The sequence below is a fragment of the Undibacterium sp. SXout7W genome (genome assembly GCF_049339385.1).
Classification (GTDB): Bacteria; Pseudomonadota; Gammaproteobacteria; order Burkholderiales; family Burkholderiaceae_D; genus Undibacterium.
The window spans coordinates 1-19695 of sequence record NZ_JBMPPF010000017.1 but is presented as its reverse complement, the minus strand read 5'-3'; the positions used below and the strand labels follow the sequence as shown (position 1 = coordinate 19695).

At 48.5% G+C, this 19695-nt stretch carries 20 protein-coding genes and 2 tRNA genes; 14 read left to right on the top strand and 8 right to left on the bottom strand.

Annotated features, from left to right (window positions below):
• Positions 1 to 7: 7 nt before the first annotated feature.
• Positions 8 to 772: a Nif3-like dinuclear metal center hexameric protein gene (locus tag ACO0LB_RS15360; protein WP_423050587.1), complete on the top strand. Its 765-nt coding sequence runs from the start codon at positions 8 to 10 to the stop codon at positions 770 to 772.
• Between the two features lie 71 nt (positions 773 to 843).
• On the opposite strand, the gene mscL is transcribed toward ACO0LB_RS15360, so the two are convergent.
• Positions 844 to 1263 carry a large conductance mechanosensitive channel protein MscL gene (gene mscL, locus ACO0LB_RS15355; RefSeq protein ID WP_423050585.1) on the bottom strand — a complete coding sequence of 140 codons (420 nt, stop codon included), beginning with the start codon at positions 1261 to 1263 and terminating at the stop codon, positions 844 to 846.
• A gap of 309 nt (positions 1264 to 1572) precedes the next feature.
• On the opposite strand from mscL, the gene petA reads away from it, so the two are divergent.
• From petA to ACO0LB_RS15320, 7 genes are all read left to right on the top strand, one after another.
• Positions 1573 to 2187: a ubiquinol-cytochrome c reductase iron-sulfur subunit gene (gene petA / locus ACO0LB_RS15350; protein ID WP_423050583.1), complete on the top strand. Its 615-nt coding sequence runs from the start codon at positions 1573 to 1575 to the stop codon at positions 2185 to 2187.
• Positions 2187 to 3599, top strand: coding sequence for a cytochrome b (locus ACO0LB_RS15345; protein ID WP_423050772.1), 1413 nt, complete (start codon positions 2187 to 2189; stop codon positions 3597 to 3599). Before petA ends, ACO0LB_RS15345 begins: the two co-directional genes overlap by 1 nt.
• 25 nt (positions 3600 to 3624) lie before the next feature.
• Entirely contained in the window at positions 3625 to 4389 is a 765-nt protein-coding gene (locus ACO0LB_RS15340; protein ID WP_423050581.1) for a cytochrome c1, read from the top strand.
• A gap of 148 nt (positions 4390 to 4537) precedes the next feature.
• Positions 4538 to 5149 carry a glutathione S-transferase N-terminal domain-containing protein gene (locus tag ACO0LB_RS15335; RefSeq protein WP_423050579.1) on the top strand — a complete coding sequence of 204 codons (612 nt, stop codon included), beginning with the start codon at positions 4538 to 4540 and terminating at the stop codon, positions 5147 to 5149.
• A gap of 124 nt (positions 5150 to 5273) precedes the next feature.
• Positions 5274 to 5759 (top strand): ClpXP protease specificity-enhancing factor, encoded by a 486-nt coding sequence (locus tag ACO0LB_RS15330; protein WP_423050577.1) that lies wholly within the window; start codon positions 5274 to 5276, stop codon positions 5757 to 5759.
• Between the two features lie 53 nt (positions 5760 to 5812).
• A tRNA-Thr gene (locus ACO0LB_RS15325) sits at positions 5813 to 5888 on the top strand.
• Positions 5889 to 6121: 233 nt separating this feature from the next.
• A tRNA-Thr gene (locus ACO0LB_RS15320) sits at positions 6122 to 6197 on the top strand.
• A 109-nt stretch (positions 6198 to 6306) separates the two neighbouring features.
• Here the strand turns inward: ACO0LB_RS15320 and ACO0LB_RS15315 are convergent.
• The 6 genes from ACO0LB_RS15315 to ACO0LB_RS15290 form a co-directional block, all read right to left on the bottom strand.
• On the bottom strand, positions 6307 to 6897 hold the full coding sequence (locus ACO0LB_RS15315; RefSeq protein WP_423050575.1) for a UbiX family flavin prenyltransferase: 591 nt from the start codon (positions 6895 to 6897) through the stop codon (positions 6307 to 6309).
• 6 nt (positions 6898 to 6903) lie between these two features.
• Entirely contained in the window at positions 6904 to 7215 is a 312-nt protein-coding gene (grxD, locus tag ACO0LB_RS15310) for a Grx4 family monothiol glutaredoxin (protein WP_423050573.1), read from the bottom strand.
• An 87-nt stretch (positions 7216 to 7302) separates the two neighbouring features.
• Positions 7303 to 7704 (bottom strand): DUF779 domain-containing protein, encoded by a 402-nt coding sequence (locus tag ACO0LB_RS15305; RefSeq protein ID WP_423050571.1) that lies wholly within the window; start codon positions 7702 to 7704, stop codon positions 7303 to 7305.
• A 238-nt stretch (positions 7705 to 7942) separates the two neighbouring features.
• Entirely contained in the window at positions 7943 to 9463 is a 1521-nt protein-coding gene (gene adh / locus ACO0LB_RS15300; RefSeq protein ID WP_423050569.1) for an aldehyde dehydrogenase, read from the bottom strand.
• An 857-nt stretch (positions 9464 to 10320) separates the two neighbouring features.
• A complete protein-coding gene (locus tag ACO0LB_RS15295; RefSeq protein ID WP_423050567.1) occupies positions 10321 to 10791 on the bottom strand; it encodes a hypothetical protein in 471 nt (156 codons plus the stop codon).
• Positions 10792 to 11127: 336 nt separating this feature from the next.
• Positions 11128 to 13479: a Tex family protein gene (locus tag ACO0LB_RS15290; RefSeq protein WP_423050565.1), complete on the bottom strand. Its 2352-nt coding sequence runs from the start codon at positions 13477 to 13479 to the stop codon at positions 11128 to 11130.
• 534 nt (positions 13480 to 14013) lie between these two features.
• On the opposite strand from ACO0LB_RS15290, the gene ACO0LB_RS15285 reads away from it, so the two are divergent.
• The 6 genes from ACO0LB_RS15285 (at position 14014) to ACO0LB_RS15260 (ending at position 18993) form a co-directional block, all read left to right on the top strand.
• Entirely contained in the window at positions 14014 to 15048 is a 1035-nt protein-coding gene (locus ACO0LB_RS15285) for a dienelactone hydrolase family protein (protein ID WP_423050563.1), read from the top strand.
• Between the two features lie 176 nt (positions 15049 to 15224).
• Positions 15225 to 16724 (top strand): COG3014 family protein, encoded by a 1500-nt coding sequence (locus tag ACO0LB_RS15280; RefSeq protein WP_423050561.1) that lies wholly within the window; start codon positions 15225 to 15227, stop codon positions 16722 to 16724.
• Between the two features lie 14 nt (positions 16725 to 16738).
• The gene (locus tag ACO0LB_RS15275) at positions 16739 to 17140 is read left to right on the top strand and encodes a YcfL family protein (protein WP_423050559.1); all 402 of its coding nucleotides are present in this window, start codon (positions 16739 to 16741) and stop codon (positions 17138 to 17140) included.
• 58 nt (positions 17141 to 17198) lie between these two features.
• The gene (gene lpoB, locus ACO0LB_RS15270) at positions 17199 to 17813 is read left to right on the top strand and encodes a penicillin-binding protein activator LpoB (RefSeq protein ID WP_423050557.1); all 615 of its coding nucleotides are present in this window, start codon (positions 17199 to 17201) and stop codon (positions 17811 to 17813) included.
• A 53-nt stretch (positions 17814 to 17866) separates the two neighbouring features.
• Positions 17867 to 18694: a hypothetical protein gene (locus ACO0LB_RS15265; RefSeq protein ID WP_423050555.1), complete on the top strand. Its 828-nt coding sequence runs from the start codon at positions 17867 to 17869 to the stop codon at positions 18692 to 18694.
• A gap of 173 nt (positions 18695 to 18867) precedes the next feature.
• Complete coding sequence (locus ACO0LB_RS15260; protein WP_423050553.1) at positions 18868 to 18993, top strand: hypothetical protein; 126 nt, start codon at positions 18868 to 18870, stop codon at positions 18991 to 18993.
• Positions 18994 to 19211: 218 nt separating this feature from the next.
• Here ACO0LB_RS15260 and ACO0LB_RS15255 read toward each other — a convergent pair whose 3' ends face one another.
• The gene (locus tag ACO0LB_RS15255; protein ID WP_423050551.1) at positions 19212 to 19646 is read right to left on the bottom strand and encodes a GNAT family N-acetyltransferase; all 435 of its coding nucleotides are present in this window, start codon (positions 19644 to 19646) and stop codon (positions 19212 to 19214) included.
• Positions 19647 to 19695: the final 49 nt, after the last annotated feature.

The following is a 19695-nucleotide window of genomic DNA, read 5'->3' as shown; positions in this document are numbered from 1 at the left end:
GTGAATAATGAGTATAAATACAATCGATCGGAATGAACTTGCAAGATTGATAGAGTCTGAATTGCAAGTGAATCGTTTCCGTGATTATTGCCCAAATGGCTTGCAGGTGGAAGGGCGATCAGAGATTAAGCGTATTGTGACCGGCGTGACAGCGAGTTTAGCTTTACTGGAAGCCGCAGTTCAGCTGCGTGCCGATGCAGTGCTGGTGCATCATGGCTACTTTTGGAAAGGTGAAGATGCCAGAGTTATTGGCCAAAAACAAAAGCGCCTGAAGTTATTGCTGCAACACGATATGTCGTTATTTGCCTATCATTTGCCGCTGGATTCCCATCCTGTGCTGGGAAATAATGCCAGACTGGCTCATCGCTTGAATTTGGTAGAAAAAGGGCGATTTGGTGAAGATGGGCTAGGCTGGTGGGGATATCATCAACAGCCTCAAATGCGCGTCTCTGAATTGATGTCTCTGATAAAACAACAACTGGGGCGTGCACCTTTGCTGATCGGTGATCCTGATCAACAACTGGGGACGGTTGCCTGGTGCACTGGTGCAGCACAAAATATGCTGGATCAGGCGATTGCTGTCGGGGCAAATGTATACCTGAGTGGCGAAATTTCTGAGCCAACCGTGCATCTGGCGCGCGAGAGTGGCGTGGCTTATCTTGCTTGCGGTCACCACGCGACAGAGCGCTATGGAATTCAGGCTTTGGGCGAATATATTTCCCAGCAAACAGGAGTTGAACACCAGTTTGTAGATATTGATAATCCAGTGTAAATCTAGATAAGGTGATTGCTGCTCATTGGCCGGTCTGGTTCGTCAAGGCCAGACCGATCATCGGTGAGAGCTTATTTTTTCAGTGCGTCTCTGATTTCACGTAACAACAGCACATCTTCCGGCGTGACGACGGGTGCTGGCGCTGGTGCGGGTTCATCCTTTTTCATTTTATTGAACAGCCTGACCATTTGAAAAATGATAAAAGCCAGTATCAGAAAGTTCACAGTGACGGTAATAAAATTGCCATATGCCAGCACGCCGCCAGCTTTTTTCGCCTCAATCAATGTCAACTGGGTTCCTTGTCCATTGAGTGGCAGGTAATAATTAGAAAAATCCAGTCCGCCAAATATTTTTCCAACGATAGGCATCACCACATCGCCGACAAGCGAGTCCACAATTTTGGCAAAGGCGGCACCGATAATGACACCCACAGCCAGATCAACCACATTTCCTTTGCTCGCAAATGCCTTAAATTCTTGCAACATACTCATAAAAATCTCCTTGTTTTGAGTCAGATCATCATTTGACTAAGCGTCAACTGTCACTATTCTAATGTGACAGATATCTAAAAAAACTACTATCTTTGTCAATTTTCTTTTCGTTTGCGCTCTTTTTACGTATACAGGAGGGATTTAGGACACAAAAAACACTGAATGTCATCGAAATTAACGACAAAGTGTGCATAGTTAGTGTTTCGGATATCTTTTTCTTTAAAACCATACCCGGCTACTTTATAATTTAATGTTGCTAGAAGTTGGGTGTGCTTCTCAAGTTTTGATTTTTGACAGATTGGGGTTGGTATGAGTAACGAAAAGCAGGTCGATTCCGGCCGTCGCGGTTTGCTCGTCGCCACTTGCGCGGCGGGTGGTGTGGCAGGCTTGGCAACGGCAGGGGCGCTGGTTAGCACTTTCCAGCCATCTGAGCGTGCAAAAGCAGCAGGTGCTCCGGTGGAGGTTGATATCTCGGCTCTGAAACCGGGTGAAATGACCACTGCCGAATGGCGCGGTAAGCCAGTTTGGATTTTGAAGCGTACGCCAGAAATGCTGGCCAGCTTACCTAAGACAGAAGACAAGGTAGCTGATCCTCAATCTAAAAAGCCTTACACGATGGATATGCCAGACTATTGCGATAAGCAAAGTCGCTCTCGCAAAGAACATCCTGAGATTTTGGTAGCAGTAGGTATCTGTTCTCACCTCGGCTGTTCCCCAAGCTCAAAATTCCAGGCAGGCGCTCAACCTTCTTTACCTGATGACTGGCAAGGTGGCTTTCTTTGCCCATGCCATGGTTCCACATTCGATCTGGCAGGTCGTGTCTATAAAAACAAACCAGCGCCACAAAATCTTGACGTGCCACGTCATATGTTTTTGTCAGATACCAAAATCATCATCGGTAAAGATGAGAAAGGCGAGGCTTAATCATGGCATTTGTTGAGAAAAAACTCCCGGCTGACGCTCCTGTCGTGGATAAAGCCTTGAACTGGGTCGATTCCCGTTTTCCGCTGACGAAGCTGTGGAATGATCAGTGGGGCAAATACTACGCTCCTAAGAATTTCAATTTCTGGTATATCTTCGGCTCCCTGGCGATGCTGGTGCTGGTGATTCAGATCGTGACTGGTATTTTCCTGGTCATGCATTACAAACCAGACGCAACGCTGGCGTTTGCTTCCGTTGAATACATCATGCGTGATGTCCCTTGGGGCTGGCTGGTGCGTTATATGCATTCGACTGGCGCTTCGGCATTCTTCATTGTTGTGTACCTGCATATGACCCGTGCTTTCCTGTACGGCTCGTATCGCAAACCACGCGAATTGATCTGGTTGTTTGGTTTTGCGATTTTCCTGTGCCTGATGGCAGAAGCATTCTTCGGTTATTTGTTGCCTTGGGGTCAGATGTCTTATTGGGGTGCTCAGGTTATTGTTAACCTGTTTGGCGCCATTCCTTTCATCGGCCCTGATCTATCCCTGTGGATCCGTGGTGACTATGTGGTGTCTGATGCGACATTGAATCGCTTCTTCTCTTTCCACGTTATCGCAATTCCTCTGGTATTGCTGGGTCTGGTCGTTGCTCACTTGATCGCTCTGCACGAAGTGGGGTCTAACAATCCTGATGGTATTGAAATCAAAGAAAACCTGGGGCCTGATGGTCACCCTGTTGATGGCGTGCCTTCTCACCCTTATTACACTTTCCACGATATCTTTGGTGTGACTGTGTTCCTGACTATTTTTAGTACAGTCGTATTCTTTGCACCGGAAATGGGTGGTTATTTCCTCGAATATAACAACTTCATTCCAGCTGATTCGCTGAAAACGCCACCACATATTGCGCCAACATGGTATTTCACGCCTTTCTATTCGATCTTACGTGCTACTACTTCTGAGTTCCTGTATGTGGTACAAGCGGGTGTAGTTGCTTATGTCGGCTTGATTTACATGGGCTCAAAATTGGATAGCAAAATCAAAGCAGCTATTGCGGTGATTGCGCTCTTGGCGATTGCCGGCATGATGCCTGGTGCGTTGGATGCAAAATTCTGGGGTGTTGTTTTGTTTGGTGGCTCAGTGGTGATTCTTGCTTTTCTGCCTTGGCTTGATTTGTCTCCAGTGAAGTCGATCCGCTATCGCCCTGACTGGCACAAATATGTGTACATCGTATTTGGCATTGCTTTCGTTACTTTGGGATACCTCGGCGTACAAGCTCCGTCCCCAACTGGTGAACGTATTTCCCAAGTCTGCGCCATTATTTATTTCGGCTTTTTCTTGCTGATGCCATGGTGGAGTGCAATGGGTACATTCAAGCCTGTACCGAAACGCGTTACATTTGCGGCTCACTGAGCGGACTAAGCGAGGAAGAATAAGCATGAAATTACTTAAAAAACTGATCGCTGTGCTGGCTTTTGCACCTGCACTGGCGTTAGCGAGTGGTGCCACTTTCCCTTTGGATCGTGCTCCTGATCGGTCTACGGACATGGCAGCTTTGCAAAACGGCGCAAAATTGTTTGTGAATTACTGCCTGAATTGCCATTCCGCATCTGCAATGCGTTACAACCGCTTGCGTGATATCGGACTGACTGAAGACCAGATTAAAGACAATTTATTGTTCACCGGTGAAAAAGTGGGTGATCTGATGAAAACGACGCTGGCACCTAAAGATGCTAAAGCGTGGTTTGGTGCAGTGCCTCCTGATTTGTCTGTGATTGCACGCGCCAAGGCCTCTGATGCTGGTTCCGGAGCTGACTGGATATACACTTATTTGCGTACTTACTACAAAGATGATTCCCGCCCAACTGGCTGGAATAATATGGTATTCCCTAGCGTAGGTATGCCACATGTGTTGTGGGAGCTACAGGGTGTACGTACTGCTAAATTCGTTGAGGAGAAAGATCCGCATGACGAATCTAAATCCGTTCATAAATTCAGTGGTTTTGAAAAAGTGACAGCAGGTACGTTATCCCCAGCGGAGTACGATAGTGCAGTCGGTGATCTGGTTGCTTATCTTCAGTGGATGGGTGAGCCAGCACAAAGTACCCGCAAGCGCCTCGGCGTTTGGGTATTGATATTTTTAGCTTCTCTGGCAACTCTCGCATGGAGACTGAACGCGTCTTACTGGAAAGAAGTAAAATAAATGTAATGTATCTTGTGTGAGTTGTCGAAATTTACACAAGAATTTTTGAGATCGTCCGTTTTTCTCCGTCGTAAGCGGACGTGTAATCCCCGGGGTGAGGTGCGCAAAACTGGCTCCTCGCCCTGATTGTTTCTAAGGAACTATAAAAATGATGGTTCTCTATTCGGGTACAACCTGCCCCTTTTCCCAACGTTGCCGCCTTGTTTTGTTTGAAAAAGGCATGGATTTTGAAATCCGTGATGTTGACTTGTTCAATAAGCCAGAAGATATCTCGACCATGAATCCTTATGGTCAGGTGCCAATTTTGGTGGAACGTGAATTGATTTTGTATGAATCCAACATCATCAATGAATATATTGATGAGCGTTTTCCGCATCCGCAATTGATGCCAGCGGACCCGCTGCAACGCGCACGTGCACGTTTGATGCTGTTCAATTTCGAGAAAGAGTTGTTCGTTCATGTACACACTCTGGAAAATGACAAAAATACAGCATCTGCTAAAGTGCTCGATAAAGCACGCGCAGAAATTCGCGATCGTTTGACGCAGCTGGCACCTTTGTTTATTAAAAACAAATACATGCTGGGCGATGAGTTCTCTATGCTTGATGTGGCTGTGGCGCCTTTGCTCTGGCGTCTTGATCATTATGGTATTGAGTTGTCTAAAACAGCCGCGCCATTAATGAAATATGCTGAGCGTATTTTCTCTCGTCCTGCGTATATCGAAGCGCTGACGCCATCAGAAAAAGTCATGCGCAGATAAGTCATCGATTAATACATCGATTGCTGACCTGACAGAGAATGAGGCTGACTGATGATTGAGTCAGCCTTGTTCTTTTTGGTTGTCAGGCTTATCCTTTAATACTATTTAGTTGATATTTACCGTTATGTCAGAAACTTCTACAAAGCCTTATTTTATGCGCGCCATATACGAATGGTGTACCGACAACGGCTATACACCGTATATGGCTGTGAAAGTGACTCCTGTCGTGCGCGTGCCGATGGAGTTTGTGCGCAATGGTGAAATCGTATTGAACATCAGCTTTGGTGCGACCAGTGGCCTGAAAATGGATAACGATGCCGTCGCTTTCCATGCGAGATTTGGCGGAGTTTCAAGAGAAATCTATGTCCCTGTAGGAAACGTGCAGGCGGTGTACGCGAGCGAAAATGGTCAGGGAATGGCATTTGAAGTCGATCTTTCAGAACCTGACATGGCAGGGATATCGCCTGCTGCTATCCCTGAGATAACGAAGCCTGCGATAGGGCTCGCCGCCGTCAGCACGCGGGCTGAGACGGGAGAGAAAAGTACCGACGCAGCCCAAGCGAAACCAGAAAAAAAATCAGAAAAACCCTCGCTAAAAATAATAAAGTAGACTATAATATTCGTCTTCGGTAAGGTGTAAGAAATTTTATTTTATCGAAATTTGCCGACTTAGCTCATTTGGTAGAGCAGTTGACTTGTAATCATCAGGTGGCCAGTTCGATTCCGGCAGTCGGCACCAGTTTTTCTAAGGGCTCGCAGAAATGCGAGCCCTTTTGATTTTATTAGCTCTGAATGATTAAAGTGAACGAGCTTTCTCAGTTGGTTACGTGATATTTGCATTGGCAGTTTTGCCGAGCTAATCGCATCAAACGTTCCTTGTAAAGTTCGCTAAGTACTCGCAAAAAATAAAAAATTAAGCTATAATCTTGTTTCTTTAAAGCTTCAGAAGTAATTCTTAAGTGTAAAAGTATCGCCGACTTAGCTCATTTGGTAGAGCAGTTGACTTGTAATCATCAGGTGGCCAGTTCGATTCCGGCAGTCGGCACCAGTTTTTTAAAAAAGCTCACAGCAATGTGGGCTTTTTTATTGCCAAAATCAAATGTGTGTCCCACATACGCACTGACTTCTTCCAGTCTGTTTTTTGAGCAGGGGATAGCTCAGGATGGTGTTTTCAGGCCTTGCCAACGTGGCGTCAGCTGATGGGGAAGTGCATACATATCAAGAACGCGACCGATTGTATGGTCGACCATTTCCTGTATCGATTGGGGTTGGTGATAAAAGCCAGGAAGTGGTGGAAAGATGATTCCGCCCATCTCTGTGACGGCAGTCATATTGCGTAAGTGCGCAAGATTGAATGGCGTTTCCCTGACCATCAGTATCAACCGGCGACGCTCTTTCAATACCACGTCTGCGGCTCGTGTAATCAGATTGTCGGATAAACCATGCGCCACAGAGGCCAAGGTTTTCATGGAGCAAGGCGCAATCACCATACCATCGGATTGAAATGATCCGCTGGCAATACTCGCACCCACGTCTCGTACATTGTGGCTGACATCTGCCAGTTCTTCGACTTGTTTGCGCTTGAATCCCATTTCCTGATGCAGATTCAGGACTCCTGCTTCGGAAATTAAAACATGACTTTCAACTTCCGGAATATCGCGCAATGCTTGCAGCAGCCGCACGCCATAAATCGCGCCAGTTGCGCCAGTGATGGCGACAATCAGACGCTTCGGTGTGGCTGCGCTCATGAAAGATCAGTCTTTCAATAATGTTTGCAGTTCGCCGTTTTCAAACATTTCATTCATGATGTCAGAGCCACCGATGAACTCACCTTTGACATACAGTTGTGGAATTGTTGGCCATTGAGAGAATTCCTTGATGCCCTGGCGAACTTCCGGGTCTTCCAGAACATTGACAGTGACCATATTCTGTACGCCGCAGGCTTTCAATACCTGCACTGCGCGACCAGAAAAGCCACATTGCGGGAATTGGGCAGTTCCCTTCATGAACAGCACGACAGGATTTTGGCTTACGGTTTCTTTGATCCAGCTTTGAACGTCACTCATGGCATTTTCCTTTAAAAACGAATGACCACATTATAGTTGAAAGCCGGAAGCCGCGTCGCTGACGCGCGTCAAGCGAAAATCCCGTAATCAGCGGGCCATCGGGCGACTGCGTTGTAAATCCGCTTCTTCAAGCAAGCTGTTCTCTTCATCGGTAAAGAGACGCGATCGGGTCAGAAAGCGTTTTCCTGTGCCGTTGTCCAGAGAAAACATACCTCCCATACCGTTGACAACATCAATAATGAGTTGCGTATGTTTCCAGTATTCGAATTGATCGTGCCCCATATAAAACGGTGTTCCATCCAGGTCGCCCATATACACATCTTCAGCGCTGACCTGAAAATCTCCTTGCGCATAGCACAGCGGCGAACTGCCATCACAACAACCACCGGATTGAAAAAACATCAGAGAGCCATATTGTTGACGTAAGTTGGTCAACATTTCCAGCGTAGCGGGTGTGGCGATCACTCTTGGTACAGATACTGCTGTCATGATGAATTCCATTTCTGAAAAAACTGGGATGCGGGGCATACACCCTGCATCCCAGTATATGACTGATTCAGCAGATATAAAGTGCTGACCGGCTTAGAACGCGTTCACGATCTTACTGCGAGGGCGTGATTGGGTACTCAACAGTGCTCAATATCCTCATGTACTTGAGTACATTCCGGTGTTTCCGCGCTGTTGAGCGCCCACTGACTCCCTCTCGCTACAGATCGTGAACACGTTCTCAGAAGAATCCGAGAGCATTCGGGCTATAGCTGACCAGCAAATTTTTAGTTTGTTGGTAGTGATCCAGCATCATCTTATGATTTTCACGACCGATACCGGATTGTTTGTAGCCGCCAAATGCTGCGTGAGCAGGATACAGGTGATAGCAGTTCGTCCAGACACGACCGGCTTGTATGCCACGACCTACGCGGAAAGCGCGGGAGCCGTCACGAGTCCACAAGCCAGCGCCAAGGCCGTACAACGTATCATTGGCAATTTCCAGTGCTTCGGCTTCATCTTTGAAGGTAGTGACAGACACAACCGGGCCAAAGATTTCTTCCTGGAAGATGCGCATCTTGTTATGGCCTTTGAAAATAGTCGGCTGAATGTAGTAACCGCCTTCCAGTTCGCCGGATTGCTGTTGACGTGCTCCGCCCAGCAGGCATTCCGCACCTTCCTGTTTGCCGATGTCCAGATACGACAAAATCTTTTCCAGTTGTTCCTGAGAAGCCTGTGCTCCAATCATGGTTGAACTGTCGAGTGGGTGACCTTGCTTGATCGCGGCAACACGCTTGATTGCACGCTCAATAAAGCGCTCATAAATCGATTCCTGAATCAACACGCGGGATGGGCACGTACAGACTTCACCCTGATTCAGCGCGAACATCGCAAAACCTTCCAGACACTTATCGAAGAAAGCATCGTCCTGATCCATCACATCCGCAAAGAAAATATTCGGTGATTTACCACCCAGTTCCAGCGTGACAGGAATCAGATTTTGTGACGCGTATTGCATGATCAGGCGGCCAGTACCGGTTTCACCTGTGAACGCAATTTTAGCGATACGCTTGCTGGATGCTAATGGCTTACCGGCTTCCAGACCAAAGCCATTCACAATGTTCAACACGCCAGGCGGTAACAAATCCTGAATCAATTCGACCAGCACCATGATCGATGCCGGTGTTTGTTCAGCTGGTTTCAGCACGATACAGTTACCAGCAGCCAATGCTGGCGCCATTTTCCAGACTGCCATCAGAATCGGGAAATTCCACGGAATAATCTGACCAACAACGCCGAGTGGCTCATGGAAATGGTAGGCGTAAGTTTCGGAGTCGATCTGTGCAACAGAACCTTCTTGTGCGCGGATGCAACCTGCGAAATAACGGAAATGATCAATCGCCAGCGGAATATCCGCTGCCATGGTTTCGCGAATAGGTTTACCGTTATCAATCGATTCAGCGGTTGCTAGTGTCGCCAGATTGGCTTCCAGACGATCTGCGATTTTATTCAGGATATTGGCGCGTTCTGTTTGCGATGTCTTACCCCAGCTTGCTTTAGCTGCATGCGCTGCATCCAGCGCCAGTTCTATGTCTTCCGCTGTTGAGCGAGCCACTTCACAGAAAGCCTGGCCAAAAATCGGGCTCAGATTTTCAAAATAATTGCCGTTGACCGGCGGAACAAATTTGCCGCCAATAAAGTTGTCATAGCGTTGTTTGTATGGATTGCTGAGGCCAAATTTGCTGATATCTGTCAAGTTCATGATGCTGTCTCCGGATGAATGCTTGTTGAATATGCCGAAATAAAATCAGGTGCATGTTGCACATGCTCTGATTTGCAATCGGCGTGCCAACTCAACAAAATCCTTGGCTTTCACCAGGTTTCAGAGTGGGATTTTTAAAAATACGATGAGGAATGCGTGCAGAAGAATCAAATGCACTGTCACAGTTGTATCGTTTTAGAACAGGCAAAAAATGCGCAAAAAAGGGCTGTTCCAAATTGTGACAGTACGTCTTATTCAGATGAACAATGACACTAAAAATCCGATATTCGGTTAATTAACGGAGAGGAGTTTCAAAAAAGGGTGCGTGGAACGCACCCTACGTTTGCTGGATTAAAACGCACGTGAGGTTGCGAACATATTGGTGCATAAAAAACCTCACTCAAGTGCCTCCAAGCTACTTTCGTAGTAACGGAGAATGTAAGGTCTACTGGTCGGCTGCCCATCGGGAAACGCCTCGCCAAAGAATGCCACATAAGTGTCAACGTCTCCGTGTTCATTTTTCCACGTGTAAATAACGACGCCCACTTCTCCGGTAGAAATAAGCTTAACCTTTTGACCGATTATCAAAGACATATGTTGTAAGCATAGAGCGCGTTTTAGGCACCGCGTCAGCGGTAAAAAAAATGATAATAAAGCTGAAATATTAATGTAATTAGCTGCCGTTCTTTTTAATCATTGGTATAAAAAAGTCTTTTTGTCTTAAGTAATGTATGGACATTCATAAATTGATTTACGGTGAGGGGGTAAAAAATTGGTGCGTGTAACGCACCCTACGCTTGCTGCGCGGCTTTTTGCGCAGGTCCGCTCGACTGCCGGGTTGGGGGTCAGGCCGTCATCTACGAACTACCCCGACCACCATAATTTATTGGCTTGGACTTTTCAGTAGCAATGTCTGTCTTGCATTCCGGACAATGAAGAAAGCGTCCGTGTGGCTGCAATGTGGTTTTCTTTTTCTTATCCACGCAGGCTGTACAAAGATAGTGCATTGGCTCGCCGCACTCGCTTCCCGCCTTCAAAGCGTAAGCGAGTGCGTTGGTAGCGGGAAACTGAAAAAGCGCATAGCGTTGAATTTGACTCTTCCAGTCCTCGATCTCTGCTATTTGCTTTTCAAGTTCGCGCACCCGTTCGGCGAGCGCCGCTTGCTTCTCTTGGCTCGCCAACTCAGAAGCGATGGCGTCCGTGAGCTTTATCTGAACAGCAGTGACAGCGGTAAGAAGCTCACTGTAATTGGAAAGCCCGTGAGCGGCTTTGACAAGCTCGATAGCCGTCTTGGTGCTCTGAATAGCAGCGGTGATTTCGGAGTACATATCAAGACCCCTAACTTGTTTTAAAGTGCAAAATGGCAAAATAACAGATAGATGATAAATAAGCAACAAGTTCCAGTGCGTTGCAAGTCCTTATTTGGTATGGGTTTTTTTCTTTATACTGATTGAATGTGCAGTATAACAACAGGAGCCTGTCATGAATGCTCATTCTCCTCAATTCGTTTGCCTTGTTCTGGTCTGCGTCATTTACCGGGAATAGGGGGCTTGAATGGTGCTTCGTATTTGCTTGCGGTGACAAGATAACAAAAAAACACCCCGGTAAAAACCAGGGTGTTTAGTTATGTTACTGCTGCGTTTTCTTTCGCAGAATTTTTAATCTCAACCGCGTAATTTCGCAAACGCGGCTGCCATTGCGTTGCCTGCCGGGGCGGCTTCTTGTTTGCGTTGTTGCTGGTGCTGGCCCAGGCGTTTGGCGTCGTTGCGGTCGCCGCGTTGTTCCGGTTTGCTGCCGGGCTGTGGTGCGCTGTCGGTGAGGCGCATGGTGAGGGCGATACGCTGGCGTTTGACGTCGACTTCCATGACTTTGACTTTCACCACCTGACCGGCTTTGACGACGGTGTGCGGGTCTTTGACAAAGGTGTTCGACAGCGCGGAGATATGCACCAGACCATCCTGATGCACGCCGATATCGACGAAGGCACCAAACGCGGCAACGTTGGTGACGACGCCTTCTAAAATCATATCGGGCTGCAAATCTTTGATGTCTTCCACGCCGTCTTTAAAGGTGGCGGTGGTGAATTCAGGGCGCGGATCGCGGCCTGGTTTTTCCAGCTCTTTGATGATGTCGGTGATGGTCGGCACACCGAATTTTTCGTCGGCGTATTTGGCGGCGTTCAGCGATTTCAATAAGCCGCTGTCGCCGATGACACCTTTCACATCTTTCTTGATATCGGCCAGAATTTTTTCGACCAGCGGATACGATTCCGGGTGAACTGCCGACGCATCGAGCGGATTGCTGCCATTCATCACGCGCAAAAAGCCAGCGGCTTGTTCAAAGGTTTTGTCACCGAGGCGCGGTACTGCGCGCAGATCGGCGCGGGAACTGAACATGCCTTTGGCATCGCGGACATTGACGATGCTTTGCGCGACGCTGGCAGACAAACCGGACACCCGTGCCAGCAAAGGCGCGGAGGCGGTGTTCACATCCACGCCGACTGCATTCACGCAGTCTTCCACCACCGCATCGAGCGAACGTGCCAGCTGGGTCTGGCTGACATCATGCTGATACTGACCAACGCCGATCGATTTCGGATCGATCTTCACCAGCTCCGCCAGCGGGTCTTGCAGGCGACGTGCAATCGAGACCGCGCCACGGATGGACACATCCAGATCCGGCAATTCTTTAGACGCGAATTCTGAGGCGGAATACACCGACGCGCCAGCTTCAGAGACGACGATTTTGGTCAGCTTGAGTTCTGGTTTGAGTTTGATTAAATCCTGCGCCAGTTTGTCGGTTTCGCGCGAGGCGGTGCCGTTGCCAATCGAGATTAATGACACCTGATATTTTTCAGCGAGCTTCGCCAGCGTGTGCAGCGAACCATCCCAGTCATTGCGCGGCTGATGCGGATAAATCGTGGCGTGTTCCATCACCTTGCCAGTCGCATCCACAATCGCCACTTTGACGCCGGTACGCAAGCCGGGATCAAGACCCATCGTGGCGCGTGGGCCTGCAGGTGCGGCCAGCAATAAATCTTTGAGGTTGCGCGCAAATACGTTGATCGCTTCAATTTCTGCATTCTCACGCAACTTGCCCATGAGCTCGGTTTCCAGATGCATGAAGACTTTGACGCGCCATGCCCAGCGCACGGTATCGGCCAGCCATTTATCGGCCGGGCGATCTTTCTGACTGACGCCGAAACGTGCGGCGATGCGGCTTTCACATGGGTTCAGCGGCGCATCCCATTTTGGTTTTTCTTCTTCGGTATCGAGTCGCAAAGTGACGGTCAGCATTTCTTCGCGGCGACCACGGAACAAGGCCAGCGCGCGGTGCGATGGAATGGTGCCCAGCGTTTCTGAGTAATCGAAATAATCGGCAAATTTTTCGCCTGCGTCTTCTTTGCCTGCCACGACTTTAGATTCGACGATGCCGTGGTCGTTCAGATATTCGCGCAGCGCTTGCAACAGGCTCGCATCTTCAGCAAAACGTTCCATCAGAATCTGACGTGCGCCATCGAGCGCGGCTTTGGTGTCAGGCACGCCGGGGTTGTCGCCGTTGTCGGTGCTGAACGCGGGTTTCAGATAATTGGCGGCTTTGGTTTCCGGCGTCAGCATCGGGTCTGCCAGCAAGGCGTCGGCCAGCGGCAACAAACCGGCTTCGACGGCGATCTGCGCTTTGGTGCGGCGTTTCGGTTTGTACGGCAGATATAAATCTTCGAGACGGGTTTTGTCTTCGGCGTGGGTAATCGCCTCAAGCAAGACTGGCGTCATCTTGCCTTGTTCATCGATCGAGGCGATGATGGCGGCGCGGCGGTCTTCGAGTTCGCGCAGATAACGCAGACGTTCTTCGAGCAGACGCAATTGCGTATCATCAAGCCCGCCGGTGACTTCTTTACGGTAACGGGCGATAAACGGCACGGTCGCGCCTTCATCCAGCAAGGCAACGGCAGCGGCCACCTGTACCGGCTTGGCGGCGAGTTCTACGGCGAGTCTTTGTTCAATCGAATGCAGCATAAATCCAGAATCCAGACAATAAAAAAGCAATGAAGGCGCAGATGATACGCAATTTGCAGCGTTGCGCCAGTCTTGACAGTGTCAGAGTCTGGCGAATTATCGCAATAATTAACTCAATTTCACTTCAATTATTGGGGGTATAGATCAAAATAGGCCTTGCAGACCATATATTTAAAGCGGAGATTTTTATACTGGAGGGAGTATATTTTATCGTCCTACGGCGGATTCTATGCTGGTTGCTATCGTGCATCCGGCGTCACACGCTGGTATGAATGTGGATGTTGGTGGCATGTGAGTCGTATAGAGTCGTGTATTGTGGGCTTATTGTCGGTACATTCATCGCTCATTCGTCATAGATCATTCGGCCGAGATCATTCGCGAGAGATTTGGTTGATCGAATTGCATGATTCCCCTGATTCTTGTTACTGTGCTGACTCCGATGATTTCTTTATCTCATGTGTTTTCCTACTTTGCCTCCTTATGTTGATGCATTTGCGCCGTAGACGATTTTCTGACGTAGTGCATTGGGCATTGATGCTGCTTCTGGCCCTATTGTCATTATTGTCTTCGTGGAATGCCTTGGCAGACGTCACGGTAGATGCAGTTGCGGACACAGCGGTAGATGCCGCCGCAGATATCGCAGCAGTCGTGCGACCGGTTGCGCAGGAGTTTCGTTTTCAGGATGGTGGGGCGGCGATTTTTTATACGTTGGATCGTGTGGGGGGGCGTGTACCTTCCTTACCCGCCGATTCGATGAGTCAGCCAGATCATCTTGTCTTTGTCATTGCCGGAGCCGGTTGCCGGAGCATGGGATCGCTTTTACCTGACTACTTTACCGGGCTGGACGGCGAGCGTTTCCCGATACGGATATTGATCTTGCAGAAGCGCTATATTGCACCGAGGGCGGATGGGCAACATTGCAGTGATGCGTTTGTGGAAGCGGATCATCCGTCCCAATGGCTGGCAGATCAGCGGGAATTTATCGAGCGGCAATTGGCTTTGCATCTGCAACAGCAACAAAAACAGCAACAACAGCGGCGGCGCGATCAGCACTCCCGCATTGTGCTGATGGGGATTTCAGAAGGGGCGGAGCCGGCATCCTTGCTTGCTCTGCAATTACCGGTTAGTCACGTGGTGCTGCTGTCACATAGCGGTCTGGCTCCGCTCAATCTTTATCGTCAACTGGCCGCAGATTATCCCCACATGCGCGAGGGATGGCGCGTTGTGTCTGCGGCCTTATCTGCGGCACAGCCTGACCAGGCTCAGCGAATACATGGACGTAGCTGGCGTTACTGGTCTGAATCAGCCCGCGTGCAACCATCCTCTGCGCTGCTGGCATGGAATCGACCTGTGCTGATCGGTGCAGGTGAAGCAGACCCCCTTGTTCCCGTGCAGGCGCTGCATGCTTTACAGAAACAATTTGCAGATGCAGAGAACCCGCATCTGACAGTCCGTATTTTTCCTGATGCGGACCATGGACTTCGTAGCAAAAACAGAAATTATTTGCCGGATTTCATGCATCAGATTGAACTCTGGCTGGACGATGCACATGGAATAGAGACACATTAAGCGCAAAAAATAGTATAAACATATCAAAAAAGTGACCAAAAAGTAAATTTTTAATATACTGGCAGGCCTCATCGAATTTACATGAGCGAGCTCTTGAGTGATGCTCATCAGATAACGTCCAGAAACGTCTGACAGCGTCTGAGTATTCTTTCTGCCACCCTTCATCGAAAACACTTATGCGCATTATTTCATTTTCACTCAGTCCCATCGTCGCGGCGCTGGTTCTGACAGGTTGTGTGACGTCGCCGACGCATGACAGCAAAGTCGCTACCTCTCTGGCTGTTGCCAAAACAGGTCAGATTGACGAAGCGATCCGGCAGGTAGAAGCGCAGACACAGGGCAGCAGCAAAAATGATCTGTTGCTGAATCTCGAAAAAGGCGAGCTGATGCGCATTGGCAAACGCTATCAGGATAGTTTGCAGGCATTTGATGTTGCCGATGCCAAAGTGAAGGAGTGGGAAGAAACCGCCAAGAGTAATCCGCAAAAACTCATGAGCCAGATCGGCGCGACTATTCTGGGTGATGCCAGCCGCGATTACGAAGGCCAGGATTATGAAAAAGTGATGCTCACGACGCGTATGGCAATGAACCGCCTGAATCTGGGTGATCTGGATACTGCCAGGGTGGATATCAAGCGCACGCACGAACGTGAAGCTGTGATTGCCGAATTCCGTTCCAAAGAAACTGCCGAAGCTGAAAAAGAAGCCAAGGACAAAGGTGTGACGACAGGTAGCAAGGAGCTCAACGGCTATCCGGTTGAAACATTAAATGATCCTGAAGTGCTGAAACTGAAAAACGGTTACCAGAATGCGTTGAGTCATTATCTGGCTGGGTTTGTGTATGAAGCGCTGAATGAGCCAGGTCTGGCAGCGCCTGGCTATCGTAAGGCGATTGAATTGCGTCCTGATTTGCCTGTGCTGGAAGATGGACTGAAAGGGCTGGATCAACGTACCAGTTTCCGCCGTAAAAAAGGTGTGACCGATGTCTTGTTTGTGATTGAGGCGGGGAATTCTCCGGCACGCCAATCGAAAAAAATTGCTTTTCCTGTACCGACCGGACGCGGTCTGGTGACAGTATCCTTTGCCTTCCCGGTGATTTATCCTGACCAGAATGCACCGTCGATTAATAGCGTCAAAGTCGGTAATCAGGTATTGCCGACCGCATTAGTGACAGACTTTAATGTCATGGCCCGTAAAGCATTGAAAGATGAATTGCCAGGTATTCAGGCAAGGGCCGCGATTCGTGCGATTACCAAAGGCGTGGCGCAAGACCAGATCAATAAGAATTTCGGTGCACTGGCCGGGCTGGCCGCCAATCTGGCAGTCGCTGCAACGGAAAGTAACGCCGATGATCGTATGTGGCGTAGTCTGCCTGAACGTGTCTTCGTGGCACGTGCATTCATTCCGCCTGGCGAGTACGATGTGAATTTCTCTGGCCGTGCGGGTGAAAATGTCAAACTGTCAGTCGATGGCCGTTATATGGTGGTACCAGTGCGTATGTATCATGAAAAAACCTATATCGGTGATCTGGCAAAGTTTGGTGCTGTCACGCCGGTGGCGCAGTTAGAGTCTGAAGCTCCACCTGCACCTACGAAGCCCGTTGCCAAAAAATCTGCTGCCAAAGTCAAACCAGCTTCCAGTAATGCTGGTGGCGGAACAGTTACAAAAACTAATTGATGAAACGAGAATGTATGAAACTGCTATCGACACGAATCTTAGTCAGCGCCAGCCTTGTCGCTGCCTGTTTTACCGCCACAGCTCATGCTGAAGATGTACCTAATGCCGTATCTCCCGGTATTGCCGCAAAGTTGATGGTGCGCGGCACCCTCGAGGGCGTACAGGTGACGGATTTACGCTCGCAGCGTCGCAATGATGTTCTGGTGGTACAGGCAGAAATGTATAACACGACAGTGAAGGATGTCCGCGTGTATTACCGCTTCCGCTGGACGGATGCCGCAGGTATGCAGGTTGGCGATGGCGAAGTCTGGAAGCCACTGATGATATTGGGAAAACAAAGCCAGATCGTCAAAAGTACTGGTTACGGCCCTCAGGCAACTGATTTCAGAATTGAAATGAGTGCGGAGCCACGCTAGGCCAACGTTATAAACAATCAGCAGATCAACAGATATTGAACAGAATCACGGAGTCATCATGAAAAAAATTTCCTCTCTCAGCAAATCCTTGTGCGTACTTTTACTTGCCGCAGGCGCACTGTCTGCCTGCCAGACTAAATTATCGCAGCCGACAGTCAGCCTTGCGCGTCAGGTCAGCTACGGTGATAACAAAGCGGTAGAAACAGTCACGAACGAATTCGGTTCTACCGATCTGCAGATGATTGCCGAAAAAATGGTAGGTTCCCTGCTCGAAGATCCGGCGCTGGCAAATCGTCCGACACTGACGCTGGCTGGTGTGCGCAATAAAACCAGTGAATACATTGATACCAAGTCCATCATGAATACGATTCAGACAGCCTTGGTGAAAAGTAAAAAAGTCAAATTCACACGTAGCGCTGATGAAATGCAGCAAGGCGTGGATGAGTTGCAACGTCAGAATCAAAGCGGCTTGTATAAATCCCAGGGTAAAGCAAAAGTGGGCAACATGACGGCAGCGAAATATTCACTCGAAGGTGAAATCGTTTCTATCGTCAAACAAAACGCCACGACCAAAGATGTGTTCTACAAGATGACATTGAAACTGTATGACATCGAAGACGGTTCCATCGAATGGCAAGATGAAAAAGAAATCCGTAAAACATCGAAGAAATAATCAGCCCTGATCAATCTTTAACCGGTTTTTAACCGGCTCCTGAAGGACGCAAGATGTTGAATATGAAAAAAATTCTGGCAGGCGTTTTCTGCTCCGCAGCGGCATGCAGCGCGCTGGCAGCAGAACCGAAAATTGCCGTGACCGATCTGACTTACGAAGAAAAAGTCAGCGAGTATTTCCATGTTGTTTCTGCCAGCAGTAAAAGCAGCGTCAAAGGCAGTTACAGCGAGCGTGAAACCGATCGCAGCTACTCACAACGTGGCAATATCAATGCTAAAAGTGAAAGCAACTACTATGAAGCGGAAGGTTTTTACACCTATATCGACCGCGGTGAATTGAAAACCTACACGGCTGATTTAAAAGGCGCGATGATCAAAGGCGGTGGCGTGCATCTGATTCAGGCGCGTCCGTATGTTGGAAAACCGATGGAAAAAATTTACGACATCATCGGTCGCATCAAACAAGGCATGTATCCCGGCGCGGATTATGTGTTGTTTGGCACAGTCAGTAATATCCAGTTCCGCCAGGAAAGCAATCAACTGCAATACGGCAATTCAATGACAGCCAGCCTGTCGCTGGATCTGGTCGCTGATTTTAGTCTGATCAACACCAAAACCTATGAAGTCAAAGCGGCATTCAGTGCCAGTGGTTCCGGTGTCGATACCAAGATCATCAGCCGTGCCGGTGATCGTGTTGTCTTCAATCGCGGTAAGGTCATACAGGAAACGTCGCGCAGTCTGGCAGAAGCAGCGTATAACGAGTTGATGGTGCAGTTTGGTTTGCCACGTGGAAATAATCGTTCTTTGAATGGCAATAACGGTATGAGTGGCCAGCCAGTCGTTCCGGCGCAGGCACCTGAGCCAGTGACTGTGTATAAGTAAGCCAAAACGAGCAGTTGCGTAAAAAGCCAGCATTGTTGCTGGCTTTTTTTCTGTACGATCAAGTTCGCAGTGGCTTCTCAAAAGCGCGGGAATATATTTATGATCAGCGATTGTTTAGTAGCCTATACTGAGCTGAGTTCAACAGTCTGTTGAGCACTATCAGGAGTAGCATCGTGAGCAAAGTACAACAAAGCAACAAAGAAACCAAGAAGCAGGCCTTGTTAAATCCGAAAGAAAAAAAAGCAGCACGTCAGGCAAAAAAAGAAGCCTCTGCCGTCATTCCTTGGGTTCCACGTTAAGTGATCAGAAATGAACATGACGACTGTCTGCTGTATAAGTACGTTCCGTACAAGCCCGTACTATCTTCGTCGTCATGCTGTAGCGAGGGGCGTAGGCAAACGACTTTTTGCTGGCGAAACGAGCATCACTTAACAAACTCGCTGCCAAGTGATATTTCCTAAAAAAACAGGGGGCTTGTTTGGCTCTATAGCGACAATGTTTTTTCAGTCCTGATCGCTTATTGATTGCTGGTAAATATCCGGTACGTTGATTTCCATAAATGTTTCCGGTTTGAGTGGCGTTGTAAAACCGAATTTCTGATACAAGCCACGTGCATCAGAGCTGACCAGCATGATCCTGCGCAGATTTTGTAATGTTGCTGAATGTTGTTCAGTAGTGTTTTGCCATGACCTTGATGCCGCCATTCTGGTAAGACAAACACATCCATCAAATAGGCAAAAGTGGCATGGTCTGTCACCACTCTGGCAAATGCCATTTGCTTTCCATCTATTAATCCACCAAAACATAATGAATGTTGTAGTGACTTTTTGACCGTTGCCAACGGTATTCCTCTGGCCCAGCCAGACTGTTCCGACAAAAAAGCATGAATCATAGGCATATCCAACACCTCCGCCTGCGTCGTGATTTCCATGACAGGATAGGTAGTCATCATCAGCAATACAGCTCCTAAAAAATCAAGCGCCGATCAGTATTCAACAACG